A 21,131-nucleotide genomic window follows, 5' to 3' on the forward strand; every position below is an offset into this window, starting at 1 on the left:
GGAAGGCCCCCGCCTCCCGCACCGCGCAGCACCGCCCCCTTCCCCTCTCCCCTGGAGGGCCCCGCCCTCCCTCTGGCTTCGTGCGACGCCGACTAAAGATCATTAACAGTCGGTTTGGTCCGAACGCCCGAAGCACGGTCAATCTAGACCATCGGGGGGCGTCGTGGAGAGGGGATGTGTGGAAATTGTGTTGCGGGTTGAGACTGGGTCACTGATCGGATATGGCGCGCGGAAGACTTGACTCCACAAGGACCGTGGCCATGTCGTCCAGGAGACCACGGAGCGCGCCCCGGACCCGTGGGTGCACCGCGCGCTTCTCGGGGCCGCGTTGCTGACCGTGCTGCTGACCACGTCCGTGCTGGCCGCGCTCACCGCCTACTCGGGCGCGGTCGGGGACGCGGCGCTGCGGCGGTCGCTGGCCGAGCAGCGCACGGTGGCCGAGGACCGCCCTCGACCGCACCCAAGTGCGGATCACCGCCGGGCGGTTCCCGAGGGACGCGGGGACCGTCGAGGTAGCGGTGCCGCGTGCTGCCGCGCGGCGGCTCGGGCTCGCGACCGGCGACCGGCTGACCGTCACCGACCGGCCGGACGGGCCCGCGGCGCGCGTGCCGGTCACCGGGGTCTATGAGCCTGTCGATGCCCGGGCGGCCTACTGGCAGCCGGACGATCTCGGGGGCCGTGGGGTCAAGGCGTCCGGCTTCCCGACGTACGGGCCGCTGCTCACCGCGCCCGGGGTGCCCGGGTCGGGACGGGTGAGCGTCGGCGCGTCGGGGTGGCTGGTGACGGCGGACTACTCGGCGCTGACCACGGATACGACTTGTGCGCGTCCGTCACTCGCAGCACGACCGCGCCCCCTCCCTCTGGTCCCGGACTGGTCTAGAAGTCCTCGGCACCCGTCATCGCGCCCGCGAACCCGCCCATCAGGTCCTCGATGTCCAGCGCGGTGGCGCCGCTCGGCGCGGTGACCGTGCCGCCGTCGTCGAAGCTCACCTTCAGGCCCAGCTTCTTCACCTCGGCGTTCTCGGCCAGCTTGGCGAGGTCGACGTAGACCTCGGTCAGCTCGCCGTCGTTGAGGGTGAAGTCGGCCGTGACCTCGGCGTCCGGGGCGTCCTTGAGGTCCTTGGCCGTGGGCGGTTCCATGCCGGGCGGGAACTTGGCCGCGAGCGGCTCGATCTCGTTCACCAGCTGGGCGACCAGCGTGCGGAACGGCGCCGTGGCGGTGACGTGCTCGGCGCCGTCGTCGCCCTCCGACGTCCGGAACTCCACCTCGCGGGCGATGGTCGAGCGGAGCGCCTTCACCAGCTTCTTCTGCGTCCTGGCGTCCAGCGACGGCTCCGCCGAGGGCTCCTCCCCGAACTCCTCGCCCCCGAGCCCCGCGGTGGCGTCCTCCATCTCCTTGGTGTCGAGCGTCACCCACTCACCCGCGAGCACCTTCTTCAGGCCGTCCGCCTCCGGCGGCAGGTCGTCCGCCGACGGCAGCGGGAAGCCCATCGCCTCGCCGAGCGTGGTGGCGTCGGTCCGGATGTAGAGGTCGTCCCCGACGAGCCGGTACTCGACGAGGTCGCCCTCCTCGGTGCCCACCTTCACGGCGACCCCGACGAGGTCCTTCTCCTCGGACGACTCCAGCGGCTTCTTCGACTGCACGGTGACGCTCATCTTCACGCCACTGAACAGGTCGGCGACCTCGTCGGGGATCTCGTCACCGGGCTCCGGGTCCGACGACGCGTCCAGCGCCTTCAGGGTCCGCGCGTCGGTGTCGAGGTCCAGCTCGAAGGAGAGCGACTTCTCCTGGCCGAGAGCCTCGAACGCCGCGTCGAGCTTCTGCCCGGCGGTGAGCTGCTCCACGGTGCCGCAGGCGGCCGAACCCGCCAGGACGGCGCCGACGACTGCGGTGGCGGTCAGGGTCTTGCGTATGGCGGTGATGATGGTCTCCTCGTCAGTGCGATCACCCCTGTGATCGATGGCAAGACCGCCGAGGCCGCCGAAAGGTTGCCCCCTCCGCGGTCGGGATGTCCAACTCCGCCCACACCGTCCTTCCGCCGCGCGCGTACGGCGGCGTCCCCCACCGGTCGGCCAGCGCCATCCGGCCCGACAAGTGGGCCCGGTGGGTGGGATTCGCGGCCGAAGGCTGCAGCGTGTGGCCCATTTGACCCGGGCCACCGCACCCTCCCCCGCACCCGAGGTGAGCCAAACGCTCCCCAAACCGTTGGCGGGCCATGCCGACCCCCTGCTACCTTCCGGGTGGCCGTGCGAGAGAGCGAGGAGGTGGTACCCGTGAACGTGTTCACCTGGGTGCTCTCCTCTGGAGTCACGGTCGGGCGGTAGGTCGTCGTCCGGGAGCGCCGTTCCTGAGCCTCCCGAAAGGTACGACCATGCACTTCACCTCTGAACGGCACCTCGACGACGGGGTCCGCGAGAGGGAGTTCACCCTCGGCGAGATCCCCGGCATCGTCTGGACGCCCGCGTCCGCGTCCGCGTCCGCGACCGCGTCCGCGCCGGTGCCGCTGATCCTGCTCGGCCACCCTCCGCTGGGGCTGGGCAGGATGTACCCGCGGCTGGTGGCACGGGCCAAGGGCGCGGCGGCGGAGGGGTTCGCCTCCGCCACCATCGAACTGCCCGGGAGCGGTGACCGTCCCCGTCGGCCCGCCCTGGACCAGGCGCGTGCCGAGCTGCGCCGGGTCATGGAGGCGGGGGAGCCGGTCAGCGACGAGGTCGTTGACGCCCTCGTCCTCCCGCTCGTGGAGGAGGCGGTCCCGGAGTGGCGGGCCGCCCTGGACGCGCTTCTCTCACTGCCCGAGATCGACGGGCCCGTGGGGTACTCCGGCGGGATCATCTCCGTCGGCATCCGGCTGGCGGTGGTGGAGCCGCGTATCGCCGCCGCCGGTCTCTTCGCGGGGAGCCTCGTCCCGCGCGTCATGTTCGAGGAGGCCCGCCAGGTCACCATCCCGCTGCACGTCCTGCTCCAGTGGGACGACGAGGGGAACGACCGACAGGCGGCCCTGAACCTGTTCGACGCCTTCGGGTCGGAGGAGAAGACGCTCCACGCCAACATGGGCGGGCACTCCGGCGTCCCACAGCACGCCGGGGATGCGGCGAACCGGTTCTTCACCCGGCACCTGAGGGCCGCGGCTCCCTCGCGGACCCCCTGACGGGGCGACAGGGCGGCGGCCTCGGCCGAGCGGTGCCCCGACTCGCCTCGACAGGCCGCACGGCGTGACCCACGCAGACGCGAGCCGCGACGACGGCGCCGTCGCGGTAGCCGGGGCGCGGGCGGGCGCGGATGCGGTCCGCGCCCTGTACGGCCAGCGGCTCACCCGCGTCGACAAGGGCGCGGGGGACTTCGCCACCGCCGCGGACCTGGACGCCGAGGAGAGGATCCTCGGCGTCCTCCGCGCCGCACGGCCCCACGACGCGGTGCTCGGCGAGGAAGGCGGCCAACGGGGCGCCGCCGACGCCGTACGCCAGTGGCTGGTGGACCCCCTGTGCGGCACGCTGAACTACGCCGTCGGCACCATGCTGGTGGCCGTCAACGTGGCCCCGCGCGACGGCGCGGCGGCCGTGGCCGACCCGTTCACCGGCGAGATCTTCTTCACCGACGGCGAGAGGGCCTGGCTACGCCAGGACGACGAGACCGACTCACTGCTGACGCCCACCCCCGCGACCCGCCTGGTGGACGTCAACCTGGACCCGCCGTTCCCCGGCGCACCGGACTTCCGGGCTGTGGACCTCCTGGCCCACCCCGACTTCGCCGCACGCTTCCGCCCACGCGTCGTCTCCACCACTCTGGCCCTGGCGTGGGTGGCCGCAGGCAAGCGCGCCGCCTACGTGACCGACGGCGTCAATCTCTCCTCCAGCGTCCACTTCGCGGCGGGCATCGCCCTGTGCCAGGCCGCTGGCTGCGTCGTCACCGACCTCACCGGCGCCCCCCTGAGCGAGTCAGCCCACGGCCTGATAGCCGCCGCCGACACCGGGACGCACACCTCGCTGATGTCGATGGTGCGTGAAGCCCCGGGAGGCGCGAGCCAGGGGAACACGGGGTGAGCACGAGCGGGCCCGGGCCGCGGCCTTCTTCCGTAAGGTCGTTCAAGGTCCGCCCACTGGATCACCTCCCTGAGATCCTCGACATGGCCAGGAAGAACGGCCTCGCCGGATGCAGCGGAGTGGCAGGCGAGCGGCTCCAGGCGTCACCCTTCGACCGGGGTCGGCGACCGTCACCGTCCGCCGCTGTCAAGACCCGCGCGGACCAGGATCGACACCTGCACCGGGCTGGGGTCCCACCGGTCCCACCGGTCCCACTGTGTACACGGTGGCCCGGCGAAGGGGGCCTGAGGCCGGTGCGGGCCGTCACGGCTCCCCGTCCGTGTCCCGGCGGGTCCGGGCCGCCCGGCGCAGCCGGTGGTGCCGGGTGCGGGACTGTTCCGTGACCGCGTCGCCGACCATCGTGCGGACGACGTCCCCCAGGCCGTGCAGGGCGTGGTGGCGGGCGGGGCCCGCGCCGGGGTCCTCGCGCAGTTCGCGGAGCAGGGCCCAGCACAGCACCAGCATCACCGCGACGAAGGGCAGCGCGACCAGGATCGTCGCCGTCTGGAGGGAGTTCAGGCCGCCCACCACCAGCAGGACCGCCGCCACCGCCGCCATCAGGATGCCCCACATGACGACCAGCCAGGACGGCGGGTGCAGCGCGCCGCGGCTGGTCAGCGAGCCCATGACCAGGGACGCCGAGTCGGCGCTGGTGACGAAGTAGGTCATGACGAGGATCATCGCGGCGTACGACGTGACCGTGCCGATCGGCAGGGCGTCGAGCATGGCGAACAGGGACGCCTCGGCGCCGTCCTCGATGGCGCCCGCGAGGTCCGCCTCGCCGGTGGACTGGAGCCGTAGCGCGGTGCCGCCCATCACGCAGAACCAGATGACGGTCGCGCCGCTCGGCACCAGCAGGACGCCGATGAGGAACTCGCGGATCGTCCGGCCGTGGGAGATGCGGGAGATGAAGGTGCCCACGAAGGGCGCCCAGGACAGCCACCACGCCCAGTAGAAGATCGTCCAGGCGCCCAGCCACTCGTGGTCGGAGAAGGCGCCGGTGCGGGTCGCCATGGGGAGGAGGTTGTCGAGGTAGCCGCCGACCGACGCCGGGATGGTGTCGAGGACGTAGACGGTGGGGCCGAGGAGGAAGACGAACAGCATCAGGGCCGCCGCGAGCACGATGTTCATCGTGGAGAGCCACTTGATGCCGCGGTGCAGTCCGGAGAACGCCGAGACGACGAACGCCGCCGACAGGGCCGCGATGATGACCAGTTCGGAGGTGCGGGTCGCGTCGACGCCCGCCGTGATGTCCAGGCCCTCCGCCACCTGGAGCGCGCCCAGGCCCAGGCTGGTCGCGGTGCCGAAGACCGTGGCGAAGACCGCCAGGAGGTCGATCACCCTGCCGGGCCAGCCGGCCGCCCGCCGGGCGCCGAGGAGCGGTACGAACGCCGCGCTGAGCCGGTTGCCGCGGCCCTTGCGGAAACCGGCGTAGGCGAGGGCGAGTCCGGCGATGCCGTAGATGGCCCAGGGGGTGAGCGTCCAGTGGAAGAACGAGTACTCCATCGCGGTGCGGGCCGCGGCGGAGGACTCCGGTGGTGCGCCGCTCGCGGGCGGGGGCGCCAGGAAGTGGGTGAGCGGCTCCCCGACGCCGTAGAACATCAGGCCGATGCCCATGCCCGCGCTGAACATCATCGCGATCCAGGCGAGGTTGCCGAACTCCGGCGCGGAGTCGTCCCTGCCGAGCCGGATGCGGCCGAACCGGCTGAAGGCGATGAACAGGCACAGGACCAGGAACACGTCCGCCGCCACCACGAACAGCCAGCCGAAGTTGTCCAGCACCCAGGTCAGGCTCGACGAGGACACGTCGTCGAAGGAGTCGTCCCCGATCCACGCCCACAGGACGACGCCGACGACGGCGGCCATCCCGATGGCGACGAGGGCGTGGTCCGGAGTGTCGGACTCGGGGGTGCCGGGCGGCGGGCCGGGTGGGGTCTGGTCGGCGACTTCCGTGCTCATGGGCCCCACTATGGTGGGAAATGTGACGTGCTGGTGCGGGGCACGCCGTTCAGCGGCAGTCCGGGCCGCATCCGGCGCCCGGTGTCCCCGCCGTGGTCCGGCCGCCGCGGCGGCCCGGCGGAAGCCGTCGACCGGTGGTGTGGCTGGCCGGGTAATGGCTCCGGGGGATGTGCGGGTGGCCGGAACTCGTCATGTTCATGGCCGGGACCGGCCATTCCGGCCGGACTCGATGCTGAATACATCCGTCCGCCACCGCCCCCGCGCCATGATCGCGGTGCCACCGCAGGCGCGGTGTGCCCACCGACGCGATCGCAAGGAGCAGTCGTGCAGACCACCGCCCCGAGATCCGTACGAAAAGGCCGGTTCCGTGCCCGGCTCCCGCTGGCCCTCGTGGCCGCGCTCGCCACCGCCGGGACCCTCCTGGTCGCCGCCCCGGCGCCCGCGCGGGCGGCCCTGCCGCCGCAGACCATCCAGGACCCCGTCCACTACTGGAACGACGTGCTGATCAAGCTGATCAAGCGCGTGGGCGGCGGACCCGTCCCCTTCACGCGGGCCGCCGCCATGATGAACGCCGCCATCTACGACGCGGACAGCTCCTACCAGCTCACCTGGAAGGGCGGCATCAGCTCGGCGCCGTACATCGACGCCGACCCGTACCCCGGCTGGATCGAGGGGCCCGACGAGGAGGAACGGGTCATCGGCCGCACCGCCTACAACATCCTGCTCCACCTCTACGGGAGCGAGACCGCGTTCCTCGACCAGAGGTTCCGTGAGCGGTTCGGCACCGAGCCCACCGACTTCGACATCCTGGACACCACCGTCGTGAACAAGATGGTCACGCAGATGGAGGACGCCCGCCGCCTCGACGGTTCCGAGAACCGGGAGGCGTACACGGGAACGCTGGAGCCGGGGGCGTGGCGCCCGACCAACTACGCCGACATGAACGACCCCGCCTGTCAGACGCAGAGCGACGCCGTCGACCCCAACTGGGGCCTGGTCAAACCGTTCGCCCTCACCTCCGGCGCCCAGTTCCGGCCGCCGACCCCGGGGGTGTACGGCACGTACCAGCAACTGCTCGCCAGCGACGCGTACGAGGCGCAGGTCGAGGCGGTGCGACGGGTCGGGGCCGAGCAGGAGACCACGGAGACCCCGGAGGTCAACCGGACGGTCGACCAGGAGGCCGCCGCCTGGTTCTGGGCCAACGACAACGACGGCACCTTCAAGCCGCCGGGCCAGCTCCTCCAGGCCACCCGCGACATCGCCACCCAGCGCGGGCTGAACACCTACCAGAACGCCCGGCTCTTCGCCCTGGTGTCGATCGCCCTGGCGGACGCCGGGATCGCCGTCCGGGACGTCAAGTACCAGACGGAGATCGACCTCTGGCGCCCTGTCTCCGCCATCCGGGAGAGCGGGATCGACCCGGAGTGGAAGCCCCTGCTGAAGAACGCGGACGGCGTCAACGTCAACCCGTGCTTCCCCGCCTGGGCGTCCGGCCACGCCACCTTCGGCGCCGCCTGGGCGGGCATCATGCGGCGGTACTTCAACGCGGACGGCATCGCCTTCGACATGGTCACCGACGACCCGCGCTCCCCGGTCCACACCCGCCACTTCACCAGCTTCAGCGCCGCCGCTCGGGAGGACGCCTACAGCAGGGTCTGGCTCGGCGTGCACTTCCCGTGGGACGCCGAGGACGGACTCACCCTCGGTGAGAAGGTCGCGGGATACGTCTTCGACAACCGCCTGGTCGACCTGAGCTGACGCAGGGACCGGAGGCCGCTCTCACCACCCCGTCCACAGCAGGTGGTTGACCACCAAGGCCACCCCTGCCTGCGCCGGAAGCCAGGCCCGTGACCTGGGCAGGAAGGCGCAGGCGGGGAGCAGCCACAGGGCGAACGGCAGCCAGATCCGCTCCGTCTCCGCCTTGCTCATGCCGGACAGGTCGGCGATCAGCAGCGCGAGCAGCGCCGCGCACACCAGCAGCGCCAGCCGCACCTCCGGCACGTCCGGGGACGACTTCAGCGGCCCGCCCCGGCGCAGCAGGGTCACGCCGGTCCGGCGCAGCCCCGCGACCGTCGCGAGGCCGACCACCAGGACCGTGCAGGCGAGGTTGGCCCAGACCCAGTAGCCGTACGGGCGGAAGCCCCCGGCACCCTGGTTGTAGCGGTCGACGAGGATGCGGTACGCCTCGAAGTAGTCGAAGCCGTAGAGCGTGAACACCGTCGGGACGACCACCAGTCCCGCCAGCCAGAACGGCATCCCCGCGAGCAGTTCCCGCACCCGGTCCCGGGTGACCAGCACGACGCCCGCGAGGATCACCGCGACCAGCGTGAGGCCGTAGGACAGGTAGCAGGTCAGGCCGAACAGCAGGCCCGAGCCGAACAGCGCCGCCCGCCGCCGCCCCGCCGTCCGCGCGGTCGCCGCCAGCGCCAGCAGCGCCACCGACCAGGCGGCCACCGCCGCGAAGTACGCGTCCGCCGAGGTGCCCATCCACACCGCGCCCGGCGCCAGCACCAGGAACGGCGCCGCCCGCCGGGCCAGCCGCTCCCCGGCCAGCGCCCGCACCGCGACCAGCACCGCGAGGACGGCCGTGGTGCCGACGGTGATGCACCAGACCCCGGCCCAGCCGCCGCCGCGCAGCCCGATCCGGTCGAGCAGCACGAAGGTGACGGTCGCCGCCGGGGGGTGCCCGGCGATGTGCGCGGGCCAGTGGTCGGTGCCCGGCTGGATGAGGATGTGGTCGGTGAAGGTGGCCAGCGCCGCCGGGATGTCGTGGAAGCGGTCGATGACCTGGAGGTACTCGTAGCGGGTGGTCAGCCGACGGGCGATGCCGCGGTGCCAGCCGTCGATCAGGGCGAGGGAGAACGTCCACGCCAGCGCCGTCGCCCACGCCGAGGCGAGCAGCGCCCGCCAGGGCAGCCGGGCGGCCAGCGTGGGGGCGTACACCACCACCGCGACCGCCACCAGCGGCGCGGCCACGGTGCCGGGGCCGACGTGCGGGTCCCAGGACGCCAGCAGCGGCGCCCAGTTGACGGACAGCGTGTGGTAGGTGTTCTGGAGGTGGTGGCCGACGAGGACGGCCGCGACGAAGAGCACGACCGCCGCCGCCGCGGCGAGCAGGTCGGGCGCGCGGCGCTCGGCGGGCGGGGTGCGCTCGTCGGACTCGGGGCGGAGCGGGGTGCGGGGCGAAGTGCGGGTCACACCGGAACGCTAGGCCGCCGCGCCCGGGACCGGTTGGTACGCGCGGCGGACGTCAGCGTTTCGTCATCGGTCACCGGCCGCCGGCCCGGCCGGAGCGGCCTACGGTCGGGGGCATGGCACGGTCTCCGTTTCCTCCCTCGAACCCCGGGTTCTGGCGCAGTCCCGTCCGCGGCACCCGGTTCACCGCGGTGCTCGGCGTGGTCCTGCTCGCCGGGATCTCGGTCCTCTTCCTGACCGGGTTGCTGTCGTACGCCGCCTACAACCCGAACCTGTCGCCGGTGAACGACAAGACGCCGGACAAGGGGCTCCTCGGCTTCTACCTCTTCTCGTGGCCGACCCGCCCGCACTGGCTGTACCGGCTCAACCAGGGCCTGCACGTCACGCTCGGGATCACCCTGGTCCCGGTGCTGCTGGCCAAGCTGTGGTCCGTCGTCCCCCGGCTGTTCGCGCTGCCCCCGGTGCGCTCGCTCGCCCACGGCCTGGAACGGCTGTCGCTGCTGCTGCTCGTCGGCGGCGCGCTGTTCGAGTTCGTGACCGGCGTGCTCAACGTCCAGCTGGACTACGTCTTCCCCGGCTCCTTCTACCCGCTGCACTTCTACGGGGCGTGGGTGTTCTTCGCCGCGTTCCTCGCGCACGTCGCGCTGAAACTGCCGCTGGCGCTGCGCAACCTGCGCCGGATGCGGGAGGGGACGGGGGAGCGGGAGGAGGAGGTTCCGTTGGCCGCCCCGGCACCCGACCCGGCGACCGTGTCGCGGCGCGGGGCGCTGTGGTTCGTCGGCGGCGGCTCGGCGCTGCTGTTCGTCACCACCGCCGGACGCTCCTTCGACGGACCGCTGCGGCAGACCGCCGTGCTCGCCCCGCACGGCGGGCCGGAGCCGGGCGGCGGTCCCGGCGGCTTCCAGATCAACAAGACGGCCGCGTACCGCGGCATCCGCCCGGCCGAGACCACCGAGGACGCCTGGCGGCTGGTCGTCACCGGCCCCTCCGGCACGGTCCGGCTCGCCCGCGCCGACCTGCTCCGGCTGCCGCTGCACAGCTCGTCGTTGCCCATCGCGTGCGTGGAGGGCTGGTCGACGTCCGACCAGTGGTGGCGGGGGGTACGGCTGCGGGACCTCGCCGCGCTCGTCGGGTACGACGATCCCGACCGGGCGCCCGACGTGCTGGTGGAGTCGCTGCAACGCACGGGGGCGTTCCGCACGGCCGCGCTCCGCGCCAACCAGGTCCGCGACCCGCGGTCGCTGCTCGCCCTGGACGCCAACGGCGAGCCGCTCACCCCCGACCACGGCTTCCCGGCCCGGATCATCGTCCCCGCGGCGCCCGGCGTGCTGAACACCAAGTGGGTGCGTCGGCTGGACTTCGGGGACCTGTGAGGAGACTGACGTGAAGATGCGACGGAAGCCACGGCTGCCGCTGGGCAGTCCGCTCCAGATCCTGCTGCTGGCCTGTTCCTTCGCCCTCGCCGGGTACGCGGGCGTACGGCTGCTGGAGGGCGACTGGTTCCAGGTGCTGCTCTGGTTCGTGGGGGCGGCGTTCCTCCACGACCTGGTGCTGCTGCCGCTGTACGCGACGGCGGACCGCGCGGTGGTACGGGCGTTCGGCGCGGGCGCGCGCCGGGAGTGGACGGCGTACGTGCGGGTCCCGGCGGCGTTCTCCGCGCTGCTGCTGCTCGTGTGGTTCCCGCTGGTCGCCGGGCGGGTCGACGCCCGCTACCACTCCGCCACCGGCTTGTCGGCGGACGGCTTCCTGGGCCGCTGGCTGCTGGTCAGCGCCGCGTTGTTCGCGGGGTCGGCGCTGGTGTTCGTCCTGCGGCTGCGGCGGGCGGGGCGGGCCCCTGCCGGGGAGTGAGACGGAGGGCACCCCCGGCTCGTGTGCCGGGGGTGCCCTGCTGGCGCTCGCCGCGCCGTTCACGTCCGCAGCGCGACGAAGCAGCGTCCCTCCGCCGACCACTGGTCGACGGTGTGCCAGCCCGTGGCGTCGGCGTGGCGGAGCAGGGCCGGGGTGCCGAGGCGGGCCCACGGGAACGGGGTGCCCGCGATGCGGTGGGTGGAGGCCAGCTGGACGACCTGGACCTGGGCGCGTTCGTCGATGTCGACGGCGGCGGTCTCGGCGATCAGGAGGCCGCCGGGGGCCAGCAGTTCGGCGAGGCGGCCCAGGAGGGCGCGTGGGTCGCCGCCTATGCCGACGTTGCCGTCCATGAGGAGGGCCGTGTCCCAGCCGCCCTCGCCGGGCAGCGGCTCGAAGACCGAGCGGCGCAGCGCCCGTCCGCCGTGCCGGACGGTGTGCGCCACGGCGGCCTCGCTGACGTCGATGCCCAGCGCCCGGCGCCGCCGCGCGGCCAGCGCCGCCACCAGCCGCCCCGGCCCGCAGCCCACGTCGAGGACGGCGCCCTCGCAGCGGTCCAGGACCGCCAGGTCCACCGGGTCGGCGGCGGCGCACCACCGCTCCACGTCCAGCGGCAGCAGCCAGCCGTCGGCCCGCTCCAGGAACAGCGGACCCCGTCCGGCGCGCAGCGCCTCGGAGTAGGGGTCCCCGGTCCCCCAGGGGGCCGGTGCGGTGTCCCAGGCGGTGGCCGCGCGCGCCTCGGTGAGGTCGTGGGCCGTACTCATCGGGCGGTCGTGGCGGTCGTGGCGGTCGTCGTCATCGGCGTGGTCAGCCGGGTCAGCGCGGCGGCGAAGCGGCCGTGCGGCGCCTCGGCGGCGACCGCCCCGGCGTCGGCGGCGGTGTCCACGTCCCGCAGCCGGGGCAGCTCCCGCACCCGCAGCCCCGCCCCGGCCAGCCGGGCCCGCTGGGCGGCGCCCGTGACCGGCGTCGACATGGGCACGCCGCGCAGCAGCGCGGGGTCGGGGGCGGCCAGGCCGAGGGCCCAGAAGCCGCCGTCCTCCGCCGGTCCGAAGTACGCGTCGCAGTCCGCGAAGTCCACGGTGAGGAGTTCCGGGGTGACCTGCGGGGTGTCCATGCCGACCAGCAGGGCCGGGCCCCCGTCGCACCCGGCGAAGGCCGCGGCCAGCCGCTCGTCCAGGCCGCCCGGCACCTGCGGGACGACGTCGAAGCCGGGCGGCAGCCAGGGCCCCGGGGCCCCGTCGAGGACCAGGACCCGGCGGTCGGCGGGGGTGGCGGCGACGGCGGCCAGGGTGTCGGCGAGGGCCGCCTCGGCGAGCGCCGCCGCCTCCTCGGGGGTGAACGGAGGGGTCAGCCGGGTCTTCACCCGGCCGGGCCGCGGCTCCTTGGCGATGACGAGCAACGTGCTCAACTGGGTGTGCCTTCCCGCGTGGTGGTCAGGGGTCGTGCCGTGGGCGGTTCGGCCAGCACACGGCTCATGTCGCGCACCGCCTGCCAGGTGCCGCGCCAGGTGCCGGTCACCTTGGACGCGCCGGTGCGCGGCAGGTACGGCACGTCGTGCTCGGTGACCCGCCAGCCCGCGTCGGCGGCGCGCACCACCATCTGGAGCGGGTAGCCGCTGCGCCGGTCGGTGAGGCCGAGGCCGAGCAGCTCCTCGCGGCGGGCCGCGCGCAGCGGGCCCAGGTCACGCAGGCGCAGCCCGGTGCGGCGACGCAGCATCCGCGACAGCGCGAGGTTCCCGGCGCGGGCGTGCGCGGGCCAGGCGCCCCGGCCCTGCGGACGGCGCCGCCCGAGCACCAGGTCGGCGGCGCCCGCGCGGACCTCCGCGACGAACGGCACCAGCAGGCCCGGGTCGAGGGAGGCGTCGCAGTCGCAGAAGCAGACGATGTCGGCGGTGGCCGCCGTCAGCCCGGCGTGGCAGGCGGCGCCGAAGCCGCGCCGGGACTCGGGCACGACCGTCGCGCCCAGCTCCCGGGCGATCTCCGCGGAGCCGTCGGTGGAGCCGTTGTCCACCACCAGCGCCCGCCACCCGGCGGGGATCCGCCGAAGCACCCACGGCAGCGCGTCGGCCTCGTTCAGGCAGGGCAGGACCACGTCGACGTCGGCGCTCACCGCTGCCCCCCGGCCATTCCGGCGCGCGCGAACTCGCGCATCCCCTCATCGAAGCCGACCTCCGGCTTCCAGCCCAGCTCGGCCCGGAGCCGCGCGGAGTCGGCGGTGATGTGCCGGACGTCGCCGAGCCGGTACTCGCCGGTGACGACGGGCGCGGGCCCACCGCAGGCCGCGGCCAGCGCCGCCGCCATCTCCCCGACGGTGTGCGGGTCGCCGCTGCCGGTGTTGTACGCGGTCAGCGCGCCGGGCGGCGGTTCCGCCTCCAGCGCGGTCGCGCCCGCCGCCGCGATGTCCCGTACGTGCACGAAGTCCCGGCGCTGCCGCCCGTCCTCGTAGACGCGGGGGGCCTCGCCGCGGGCCAGCGCGGAGCGGAAGAAGGAGGCGACCCCGGCGTACGGGGTGTCGCGGGGCATCCGGGGGCCGTACACGTTGTGGTAGCGCAGCGACACCGCCGCGCCGCCGGTCGAACGGGCCCACGCGGCGGCCAGGTGCTCCTGCGCGAGCTTGGTGGTGGCGTACACGTTCCGCGGGTCGGTCGGCGCGTCCTCCGCGACCAGCCCCGGCACGAGGTCGGCGCCGCACGCGGGGCAGCGCGGCTCGAACCGGCCGCCGTCCAGGTCGACCACGGCGCGCGGGCCCGGCCGGACCACGCCGTGCCGCGGGCAGTCGTAGCGGCCCTCGCCGTACACCACCATCGACCCGGCGAGGACCAGCCGCCGTACGCCCGCCTCGGCCATCGCGGCCAGCAGGACGGCCGTGCCGAGGTCGTTGTGGGAGACGTAGTCCGGGGCGTCGCCGAAGCCGGTGCCGAGGCCGACCTTGGCGGCCTGGTGGCAGACGGCGTCCACCCCGGCCAGGGCGCGGGCGACCGCGGCGCCGTCGCGCACGTCGGACCGGGCGTCCGCCCGCAGGTCGTAGACGACGGGTTCGTGCCCGCGCGCCGTCAGTTCCTCCACCACATGGGACCCGATGAACCCGGCACCGCCGGTGACCAGTACACGCATACGCCCACGCTAGATCCGCGACCCGGCCGGACCGCAGGGCCGCGCCCGGCACGTCATGACTCCGTAAGAGGTCGGTGCGCCGGATTCCGTCCGCCAGCGGGGGAACGGGGCGGTCCGGTCACCCGGGAGGCGTAGCCGGTTCGGCGGCCCGGCGGATACTCCGTACGGGTGGGCGGAACCCGGGGAGCCGTGCGCCCCGTCCGGTCGCACACCGTGTCGCTGTTGGGCCGAACGGGTGACTTGGCGTAAGAATTGGCTGGTGCAGGAGATGAGCGCGAGTCAGATCGGGGGAGCCGGTGCACCGTCACGATGTCACCGATGAACAGTGGGAGGGGCTCGCCCAGGTCGTTCCGCTGCGCGGCCGGGACGCCTGGCCGTCCGCGGTGGACCACCGCGCCCACCCGGAGGCGGAGACCGAGGCGCGGCGGCGGTTCGTCGTGCTGCGGGTCACCGTCTTCGCGGACGCCCGGGAGGTCGCCGAGACCCTGATGTCCGGCGTCCCCGTCCTCCTCGACCTCTCCGGTGCGGAGACCGAGGTCGCCAAGCGCGTCCTCGACTTCAGCACCGGCGTCGTCTTCGGCCTGTCCAGCGGGATGCACCGGGTGGACCGCAACGTCTTCCTGCTCACCCCGCCCGGTACGGAGGTGCAGGGGTTGATGCGGGGCGTGGGGGTGCCGGGGATGTGAGGGGAGGCCACGGTGTACACCTGACGCCGTGACCGAACCCCTCGACGTGGCGGGACTGCAGCGCAGGCTGGTGGAGTTCGCCGCCGCCCGCGACTGGCAGCCGTACCACACCCCCAAGAACCTGGCCGCCGCGCTCAGCGTGGAGGCGTCCGAACTGCTGGAGATCTTCCAGTGGCTGACGCCCGAGGAGTCCGCCCGGGTGATGTCCGACCCCGGCGCGGCGCACCGCGTCACGGACGAGGTGGCGGACGTGCTCGCCTACCTGCTCCAGCTCTGCGCCACCCTCGGCATCGACCCGCTGGCCGCGCTCGCCGCGAAGATCGACCGGAACGAACGGCGGTTCCCGGTACCGGGGAGCGGGGGGTCCGCGGAGGCGTGACGGGCGGTCGCCGACGCGGCGCCCGCTGCTGGAACGATGGGCTCCACTCTTACTCTCCGTATCGAAAATCGGGGCTGGGTCCGAATTGTTGTCCACAATTTTCCGCCTTCCTCTGGTATTTGGTCTCAAGCGCCCTCACGCTGGGTAGTGAACAAGGGAGTTCGGGCGGACGCGCGGGAGCGTGTCATGACGACGGGGCGAGCGCATGGACGCGGTGCGGCTCATCGTGACGAGCAGACGGGCCCTGGCGGGCAGCGGCGAGGTGCCGCACATCCTCACGGAGGTGTGGCAGGCCCAGGCGCTGGCCCAGGCCATAGGCAGCCACCTCGCCGTCACGGGCCCGCCCGAGCTGCGCGGCGAGGCCCGCGGGCTGACCGAGCTGGCGGGCCGCGGCTGCGGTGTGCTCGACACCCCCGAACTGGCCCCCGGCGAATTACGCGCGGCGCAGCTGACCGACCTGGGCGACGCCCGGCAGACCCTGCTGCGCCTCGGCGGGCTGCTCGGCGAGGTCGGCATCGCCCTGGTCGGCATCACCTGCGCCGCGCCCGACGAGGGCACGTACTGGCAGTGCATGGAGGCCATCGACGCCGCGGACGAGTCCCGCGACCGCGTCGTGGAGATGCTCAGCAAACTCGCCGACCGCGAGCAGGCACTGCGCCAACAGGCCCTCTCGGAACGCGAGGCGGGCTGACCTCCGGCCACGAGGGGGTGGCCGGTTCGCGGACGTCGGCGGCTGGGGCGCGCCCGGCGTCGGGCGGCAGGCGGGACCTTCGCGACACGCCTAGGCGCGGCGGCGGGGGGCGGCGGGACCGCGTCGGAGGTGGAGGGCGCGCAGGGCCGCCTCCAGGGCGAAGCGGTGGTCCGGGTCGGCGAGGCGGTCGCCGAGGTGGGCGTCGAGGTTGCGGAGGCGGTAGCGCACGGTCTGGGCGTGTACGCCGAGCAGCTCGCCGACCTGCTCGGCCGGGGCCCGGGTGGAGACATGGACGCGCAGGGTCTCCACCAGCCGGTCGCGTCGGCTGGCGGGCATCCCGTCGAGCGGCGCCAGTTCGCGGGCGGCGAGCTGGGAGACCAGGGGCGCGTCGGACAGCAGCCAGATGGTGACCAGATGGTCCTCGCAGCGCACCAGGGGCGCGTCGGCCACCGCTCCCTCGTCCACGAGCTGGAGCACCCGGCGCGCCCACCGGATGGAGTCGGCGGCCTGTGTCAGCGGCACCGTCAGGCCCACCGCGGCGTGCGTGCCGGACAGCGCCGCCTGGAGCATCGTCAGCCGTTCCGGCGTCAGCGCGCCGGGGATCAGCAGATGCGGGTGCGGGACGTCGAGGTCCGCGAGGACGTCCCCGGCCAGCCCGGCCTCCAGGTGCTCGGGCACCGGCGTGCGCAGGGCGACCATGGTGACCTCGGCCGGTAACTCCCAGGCGGCCGTCTCACAGAGCCGGGGCAGCTCGTGCGGCAGCGGCGGCGCGGCCAGGACGAGGTGCAGCAGCCGCCTGCGCTGCGCGGAGACCTCCGAGTTGGCCCGCGACAGCACCTCCACGTAGCCCTCCCGGGAGACCGCCTCCAGCTCCTCGACATAGGCGAACAGCGCGTCGGCGAAGGCGAGGATCAGGGTGGGGGAGAGCTGGTACTGCTGGCCCACGGCCTTGGCGCGGCGCAGCGCGATCCGGGCGCCGAGCCGGAACGCCCCCTGCAGGGTGTCCAGTTCGCGACCCTCGTACGCCTCGACGCGGCCGAACTTGCGCAGCAGCTGGTCGCGGAGGACGGCGCTCTTGCCGGGCTCGGCGACCCGGTCCACGAAGGCGGACAGCGCCTGTTCCACGCCCTGGCGGATGGCGCCCGAGTTGGGGCCGTTGAGCAGTCGGCCGTAGACGGGGTAGGCCCGGGTGACCTCGGCGCGTATCTCCTTGAGGAGGCCGGGTAACTCCGGTCTGATCAGGGCGGCGAACTCCTTGGGGAGGGGCCCGATAGGTTCACCGACCTCCGGCGGGTGCGTGATGGAAGACATGAGGTGTCCCTTGCTCTCCGTTGCGCCCGTGATGGGGGGAACCGGCCGTGCGTCCGCCGCCCGCGTGGTGGGCGACGGCACACGACCGGCCGTCTGGTGCTGCCTGTCTGGGCTGATGAAGTTAAAACAACTTCTTTTCCCCGTACACAGCTTGTGCACATTTCGATGCGGAGGGACGGGACGGGACTGCGGGGACGGCCGAGAATCGCCGCTGGGCGGCCATTAGTCGACGGCGGAGTGCCACGCCTGGCTGAGCACCTTGCCCGCGTCCGGCGCGGCCGTGCCGGGTGCCGTCAGACCGGCCAGGTAGGTCTGGCTGTCGTTGAGGGTGAGGGTGTTCTCCCCGGCGGCGGAGGGCAGGCCCGTCTTGGCGTTGACGGCCGCGTCGATCAGCCCGAACAGGCCGAGGCCGCAGCCGCTCGCGCCGGGCACCGCGAAGGTGCTGTCGTTCTGGGTGGCCCCGGTGAGGTTGATCCGGGTCAGCTCACCGTCGTCGGCGGTGCTGCCGTCGCCGTTGAAGAAGGAGATGCCGAAGTCGGGGAAGGTGAGGTTCTGCGGGCGCAGCACGACCGGCGCGCTGCGGGTGCCGATGTAGCAGTTGCTGCCCAGGAACGGGTTCTCCAGGTGGATCCGCACCGGTATGGCCACGATCGGCTCGCCGGTGATGATGCCCGCGGTCTGGTTGAACGCGTACGGCGTGCCCACGGACTCCACGGTCGCGGTGATCTTGTTGAGGGTGCTGTTGGTGAGCTGGTCGCAGATGGCCGTGACGAAGGGGATGTCGCTCGGGCACATCAGCCCGAGCAGGCCGCCGGGGACGGTCGCGGAGTCGGCGATGAGCGCGCCGCCGGACGGGGCGACGACGCTGCTGGTGCCGTCGGAGTTCTGCACCACGCCCATCTGGAGGTTGGTCTTCCCGGTCGTCACGGTGGTGCTGCCCAGCTTGATGGAGCCGCTCGGCGAGGACGCGACCACGCACTGCGGGGTCTTGGCCAGGCCGTCCGCGGCCAGCATCGCCGGGGCGTCCACGGGGCAGCGGGTGAACGGCGCCCACTCGCCGTTCGGCGTGACCGCGGCGGTCGCGGTGCCGGTGGCGGCGAAGGCGGTGAGGGCGGTGCCGAGCGCGGTGACGGTGGCGAGTCTGGCGCCGAGGGCGGTGCGGTTCATGGGTGGTGGCCTTCCGTGTCGTCGGAGGGGGGTTGGAGGGCGGAACGGACAGCGTGTGGAAGCGGGTCAGCGTTCGGGCTCGGGGATGATCAGGGGCTGGAGGTCCTCGGTGCACTCGTTCGGGTTCGGCACCAGCGGGGCGCAGGTCTGGCCCTGGATCAGCTTGATGTAGTTGCCGGACCCGGAGACCGAGGCGGTGAGCAGCGGGTCGAGGTCCTCGCCGCCGGTGCCGCAGCCGGTGAAGGCGGGGATGGCGAACTCACCGGTCAGCGGGCCGCCGGAGGACAGCAGATAGCCGGTGGCGACCTCGCCGCCGATCTGCTCGCCGCGGCCGAACAGCACCATGTGCTCTCCGGGGTGCTGCTCCGGGTCCGGCTCCTCGGACGTGAGCGGTTGCCGGGTACGGCAGTCGGGGCCGACGTCCAGCGGGGTGCCGTTCACCTCCAGCGCGGTGACCCGGAGGACCATGGGCACCCGGACGTAGGTGTCCAGGCTGATGAAGTTCTCCAGGAAGTCGTAGAACCCGGCCGAGTCGATGGTGATCGGGCCGGTCTGCTCCAGCACCATCGTGGCCGTCGTCGGGGCGAAGTCGAAGGTCAGGAAGGTCGCCTTGAAGGGCCGGACGCGCTGGCGCCCCTCGTCGTACAGCTCGCCCGTGGACTTCTGGCTGAGCTTCGCGCCGGAGAAGTCGGGCAGGAAGTCCAGGTTCAGCTCGCCCTGTTCGAGCATGGTGCACGACAACGGGATGAGGGACGCGCCCTTGAGCTTGCGCACGTTGGAGTAGCCGGTGATGTACGCGACCATCGAGGACGGGGTCGCGGGGTGCGCCTCGTCGTGCCTGCACGTCGGCGCCTCGGCGGTGGACGTGGTGCCGCCCGGCGCGGTCTCGGTGATCCTGGGGGCGCGGTCGCCCTGCCGTTCCCGTTCCTCGGGCGCGCCGGAGCCGGAGGCGGAGGGGGACGCCGACGGTGTCCCGGCCGGGGACTCCGTGCCGGTGCCCGGTGCGCTGCCGACGGCCACGGTGGCCAGCCGTCCGGCGTCCGGGGCGTCGTCGGCGAGGACGCACTCGACGGTGACCGCGGCGGGGTCGGTGGGGGTGCCGTCGGCGGTGGCCGGGGCCAGGTCGAGGGTGAGGCCCCCGGCGGTGAAGACGAGGTCGCCCGCGTCGTTCGCGGTCACCGAGGCGACGTCGCCGGTCGCGGTCAGGGTGAGCGGGCCGGACGGCGGCACGGTGACGGGCTCGGCGGTGCCCCGCCAGGTCGCCCGCGCGGTGGTGTCGTGCTGGGCCACCCCGATGTCGAGCCGGGTCGCCGCCCGGGCGCTGGTCGCGCCGAGCGCGGTGAGGTCGGCCGCCGCCTGCTCGGGCAGTTCCACGGTGGTGGTGACGTCCGTCGGCTCGATCGGCTCGCCCGGCGCCACCTGGGCGGGGAAGGTGGCCGAGACCCGTACGGTGGCGGGCTGTTGCCCGGACGGCAGGTCGCAGACGTAGGGCAGCGCGGCGTCGACCGGCTGCGCTGCGGCGGCCACGGCCCGGGCGGGCAGGGTGGCGGCCAGCACCACGAACGCGGCGACCACCGCGCTGCGGGCCCGGGTCCGGGCGGTGCCGCGCGGGGCGCGGCGGGGGTCTGTCATGGGGTACTCCGCTGGGTCGTCGGGCGGTCCGCGAGCGCGGTCGTCGGGCACGCGCGGGCAACTCGCGCGCGCCCGGCCGGTGGCACCGGCCGGGCGCTGGTGGCGGGGGCTACGCTCACGGAGGGTTGGAGCCCACCACGGTCGGGATGGTGTTGGTACGGGTCACCTTGACGGCGTACTTGCCCTTGAAGATGGGCTTGGTGGCGGTGGTGACGACCGACCCGCAACCCGAGGGAGCGGAGACCGCCAGCTCACCGGAGACACTGCTGACCGCGAGGATGCCGGTGGAGTTGGTGTAGGTGCCGGACGCCCTGCCGGTGACGATGAAGGAGCAGATCCCGGCGGTCACCTTCGCCTTGATGTTGTCCACGTAGCCGGTGGTCACCCCGGCCGAGGCGTTGTAGTCCACCGCCTTGATGGTCCAGGGCGTGGTCGCCACCGTGGTCACGTTGCCCAGGACGCTGGTGCAGGGCTGGGCGGCGGTGCCGAAGTTGATGTTGGCGATGCTGGCGACCGTCGAGGGGTTGCCCGTGTTGGTCTGCATCGTGCCGGACGCCGTCGACGTCGTACACGTCATCGGGATACCGGCTGTCATGACGATGTTGCCGCTGTTGGGCGCCGTGAAGCTGGCGGGGGACGGGTTGACGGTCCAGACGGTGGACGCCACCGCGGAGGACGGGCTGACGGCCATACCGAACGCGGCCGCACCCGCGCTCGCCACGACGGCGATTCTCTTCGTCGTTTTCTTCATGGTTCTGGGACTCTCCTTGGGATTGAGGGCAGAGGTCCACGGCACGGAAAACTCCGGCCGACGAACACGGACGTTACTTGCGGGAAACTTAGCCGAACAATGCCGCTGACCATGATTCTTTCCGTCCGGGAGAACTCCTGTCCCGCAGGTGAGCGATCCGCGCCGGGCTTTAGTCAGTGCGGTGCTAAGGGTGGGGCCGCCGGGCGTCCGGACCGCGCCATCGCGACTTCTGTGCTGGATGACAAAACCGGGGCCCCGATTTGAGTGCCGGATGACAGGTTCACCGGCGACGTGCAAAAACAGCCGGAAAACTCGGGACCCG

19 protein-coding genes are annotated in these 21,131 nt (G+C 73.2%); 8 read left to right on the forward strand and 11 right to left on the reverse strand.

The window, feature by feature from the left end:
* Window positions 1-876: 876 nt before the first annotated feature.
* The gene (locus ABZ659_RS02555; RefSeq protein ID WP_360212589.1) at window positions 877-1,845 is read right to left on the reverse strand and encodes a hypothetical protein; all 969 of its coding nucleotides are present in this window, start codon (window positions 1,843-1,845) and stop codon (window positions 877-879) included.
* Between the two features lie 527 nt (window positions 1,846-2,372).
* Between ABZ659_RS02555 and ABZ659_RS02560 the strand changes: the two genes are divergently transcribed.
* Both ABZ659_RS02560 and ABZ659_RS02565 read left to right on the forward strand, forming a co-directional pair.
* A complete protein-coding gene (locus tag ABZ659_RS02560) occupies window positions 2,373-3,149 on the forward strand; it encodes an alpha/beta hydrolase (protein ID WP_360212591.1) in 777 nt (258 codons plus the stop codon).
* Between the two features lie 64 nt (window positions 3,150-3,213).
* Window positions 3,214-4,041: an inositol monophosphatase family protein gene (locus tag ABZ659_RS02565; RefSeq protein ID WP_360212593.1), complete on the forward strand. Its 828-nt coding sequence runs from the start codon at window positions 3,214-3,216 to the stop codon at window positions 4,039-4,041.
* A 303-nt stretch (window positions 4,042-4,344) separates the two neighbouring features.
* Here the strand turns inward: ABZ659_RS02565 and ABZ659_RS02570 are convergent, their stop codons facing one another.
* The gene (locus ABZ659_RS02570) at window positions 4,345-6,039 is read right to left on the reverse strand and encodes a BCCT family transporter (RefSeq protein ID WP_360212595.1); all 1,695 of its coding nucleotides are present in this window, start codon (window positions 6,037-6,039) and stop codon (window positions 4,345-4,347) included.
* Between the two features lie 324 nt (window positions 6,040-6,363).
* Here ABZ659_RS02570 and ABZ659_RS02575 point away from each other — a divergent pair, with 324 nt between their 5' ends.
* Window positions 6,364-7,797, forward strand: a complete 1,434-nt coding sequence (locus tag ABZ659_RS02575; protein ID WP_360212597.1) for a vanadium-dependent haloperoxidase — start codon at window positions 6,364-6,366, stop codon at window positions 7,795-7,797.
* Between the two features lie 21 nt (window positions 7,798-7,818).
* On the opposite strand, the gene ABZ659_RS02580 is transcribed toward ABZ659_RS02575, so the two are convergent.
* Window positions 7,819-9,156 carry a hypothetical protein gene (locus tag ABZ659_RS02580; RefSeq protein ID WP_360212826.1) on the reverse strand — a complete coding sequence of 446 codons (1,338 nt, stop codon included), beginning with the start codon at window positions 9,154-9,156 and terminating at the stop codon, window positions 7,819-7,821.
* A gap of 194 nt (window positions 9,157-9,350) precedes the next feature.
* On the opposite strand from ABZ659_RS02580, the gene ABZ659_RS02585 reads away from it, so the two are divergent.
* On the forward strand, window positions 9,351-10,607 hold the full coding sequence (locus ABZ659_RS02585) for a molybdopterin-dependent oxidoreductase (protein ID WP_360212599.1): 1,257 nt from the start codon (window positions 9,351-9,353) through the stop codon (window positions 10,605-10,607).
* 16 nt (window positions 10,608-10,623) lie between these two features.
* Window positions 10,624-11,082 (forward strand): hypothetical protein, encoded by a 459-nt coding sequence (locus tag ABZ659_RS02590; RefSeq protein ID WP_360212828.1) that lies wholly within the window; start codon window positions 10,624-10,626, stop codon window positions 11,080-11,082.
* Between the two features lie 59 nt (window positions 11,083-11,141).
* Here the strand turns inward: ABZ659_RS02590 and ABZ659_RS02595 are convergent, their stop codons facing one another.
* From ABZ659_RS02595 to ABZ659_RS02610, 4 genes are read right to left on the reverse strand one after another with little or no spacing between them, the layout of a single operon-like run.
* Complete coding sequence (locus tag ABZ659_RS02595; protein WP_360212601.1) at window positions 11,142-11,843, reverse strand: methyltransferase domain-containing protein; 702 nt, start codon at window positions 11,841-11,843, stop codon at window positions 11,142-11,144.
* Window positions 11,840-12,487 (reverse strand): DUF2064 domain-containing protein, encoded by a 648-nt coding sequence (locus ABZ659_RS02600; protein ID WP_360212603.1) that lies wholly within the window; start codon window positions 12,485-12,487, stop codon window positions 11,840-11,842. Before ABZ659_RS02600 ends, ABZ659_RS02595 begins: the two co-directional genes overlap by 4 nt.
* On the reverse strand, window positions 12,484-13,188 hold the full coding sequence (locus ABZ659_RS02605; RefSeq protein ID WP_360212605.1) for a glycosyltransferase family 2 protein: 705 nt from the start codon (window positions 13,186-13,188) through the stop codon (window positions 12,484-12,486). The genes ABZ659_RS02600 and ABZ659_RS02605 overlap by 4 nt, the downstream gene beginning before the upstream one ends.
* Window positions 13,185-14,192 (reverse strand): NAD-dependent epimerase/dehydratase family protein, encoded by a 1,008-nt coding sequence (locus tag ABZ659_RS02610; RefSeq protein WP_360212607.1) that lies wholly within the window; start codon window positions 14,190-14,192, stop codon window positions 13,185-13,187. Before ABZ659_RS02610 ends, ABZ659_RS02605 begins: the two co-directional genes overlap by 4 nt.
* Window positions 14,193-14,488: 296 nt before the next feature.
* Between ABZ659_RS02610 and ABZ659_RS02615 the strand changes: the two genes are divergently transcribed.
* The 3 genes from ABZ659_RS02615 (at window position 14,489) to ABZ659_RS02625 (ending at window position 15,948) form a co-directional block, all read left to right on the forward strand.
* Window positions 14,489-14,878 (forward strand): cell division protein SepF, encoded by a 390-nt coding sequence (locus tag ABZ659_RS02615; protein ID WP_360212609.1) that lies wholly within the window; start codon window positions 14,489-14,491, stop codon window positions 14,876-14,878.
* 28 nt (window positions 14,879-14,906) lie between these two features.
* Window positions 14,907-15,257 carry a nucleotide pyrophosphohydrolase gene (locus ABZ659_RS02620; RefSeq protein ID WP_360212611.1) on the forward strand — a complete coding sequence of 117 codons (351 nt, stop codon included), beginning with the start codon at window positions 14,907-14,909 and terminating at the stop codon, window positions 15,255-15,257.
* A gap of 205 nt (window positions 15,258-15,462) precedes the next feature.
* Window positions 15,463-15,948, forward strand: a complete 486-nt coding sequence (locus ABZ659_RS02625) for a DUF6099 family protein (RefSeq protein ID WP_360212613.1) — start codon at window positions 15,463-15,465, stop codon at window positions 15,946-15,948.
* A 90-nt stretch (window positions 15,949-16,038) separates the two neighbouring features.
* Here ABZ659_RS02625 and ABZ659_RS02630 read toward each other — a convergent pair whose 3' ends face one another.
* The 4 genes from ABZ659_RS02630 to ABZ659_RS02645 all read right to left on the reverse strand — a co-directional run bounded on the left by ABZ659_RS02630 (window position 16,039) and on the right by ABZ659_RS02645 (window position 20,809).
* The gene (locus tag ABZ659_RS02630) at window positions 16,039-17,259 is read right to left on the reverse strand and encodes a helix-turn-helix domain-containing protein (protein WP_360212615.1); all 1,221 of its coding nucleotides are present in this window, start codon (window positions 17,257-17,259) and stop codon (window positions 16,039-16,041) included.
* 222 nt (window positions 17,260-17,481) lie between these two features.
* Complete coding sequence (locus tag ABZ659_RS02635; protein WP_360212617.1) at window positions 17,482-18,426, reverse strand: hypothetical protein; 945 nt, start codon at window positions 18,424-18,426, stop codon at window positions 17,482-17,484.
* A 66-nt stretch (window positions 18,427-18,492) separates the two neighbouring features.
* Entirely contained in the window at window positions 18,493-20,058 is a 1,566-nt protein-coding gene (locus ABZ659_RS02640) for a DUF6801 domain-containing protein (protein WP_360212619.1), read from the reverse strand.
* 115 nt (window positions 20,059-20,173) lie between these two features.
* Window positions 20,174-20,809 carry a hypothetical protein gene (locus ABZ659_RS02645; RefSeq protein ID WP_360212621.1) on the reverse strand — a complete coding sequence of 212 codons (636 nt, stop codon included), beginning with the start codon at window positions 20,807-20,809 and terminating at the stop codon, window positions 20,174-20,176.
* Between the last annotated feature and the right edge of the window lie 322 nt (window positions 20,810-21,131).

It is taken from the genome of Streptomyces sp. NPDC006997, from assembly GCF_040635175.1.
In the GTDB taxonomy this organism is placed as follows: domain Bacteria; phylum Actinomycetota; class Actinomycetes; order Streptomycetales; family Streptomycetaceae; genus Streptomyces.

Coding starts and splice junctions, on each gene's coding strand:
- ABZ659_RS02560 (WP_360212591.1), top strand. CDS start 2,373: ATGCACTTCACCTCTGAACGGCACCTCGACGACGGGGTCCGCGAGAGG.
- ABZ659_RS02570 (WP_360212595.1), bottom strand. CDS start 6,039: ATGAGCACGGAAGTCGCCGACCAGACCCCACCCGGCCCGCCGCCCGGC.
- ABZ659_RS02585 (WP_360212599.1), top strand. CDS start 9,351: ATGGCACGGTCTCCGTTTCCTCCCTCGAACCCCGGGTTCTGGCGCAGT.
- ABZ659_RS02590 (WP_360212828.1), top strand. CDS start 10,624: ATGCGACGGAAGCCACGGCTGCCGCTGGGCAGTCCGCTCCAGATCCTG.
- ABZ659_RS02595 (WP_360212601.1), bottom strand. CDS start 11,843: ATGAGTACGGCCCACGACCTCACCGAGGCGCGCGCGGCCACCGCCTGG.
- ABZ659_RS02610 (WP_360212607.1), bottom strand. CDS start 14,192: ATGCGTGTACTGGTCACCGGCGGTGCCGGGTTCATCGGGTCCCATGTG.
- ABZ659_RS02625 (WP_360212613.1), top strand. CDS start 15,463: ATGGACGCGGTGCGGCTCATCGTGACGAGCAGACGGGCCCTGGCGGGC.
- ABZ659_RS02630 (WP_360212615.1), bottom strand. CDS start 17,259: ATGTCTTCCATCACGCACCCGCCGGAGGTCGGTGAACCTATCGGGCCC.
- ABZ659_RS02635 (WP_360212617.1), bottom strand. CDS start 18,426: ATGAACCGCACCGCCCTCGGCGCCAGACTCGCCACCGTCACCGCGCTC.
- ABZ659_RS02640 (WP_360212619.1), bottom strand. CDS start 20,058: ATGACAGACCCCCGCCGCGCCCCGCGCGGCACCGCCCGGACCCGGGCC.
- ABZ659_RS02645 (WP_360212621.1), bottom strand. CDS start 20,809: ATGAAGAAAACGACGAAGAGAATCGCCGTCGTGGCGAGCGCGGGTGCG.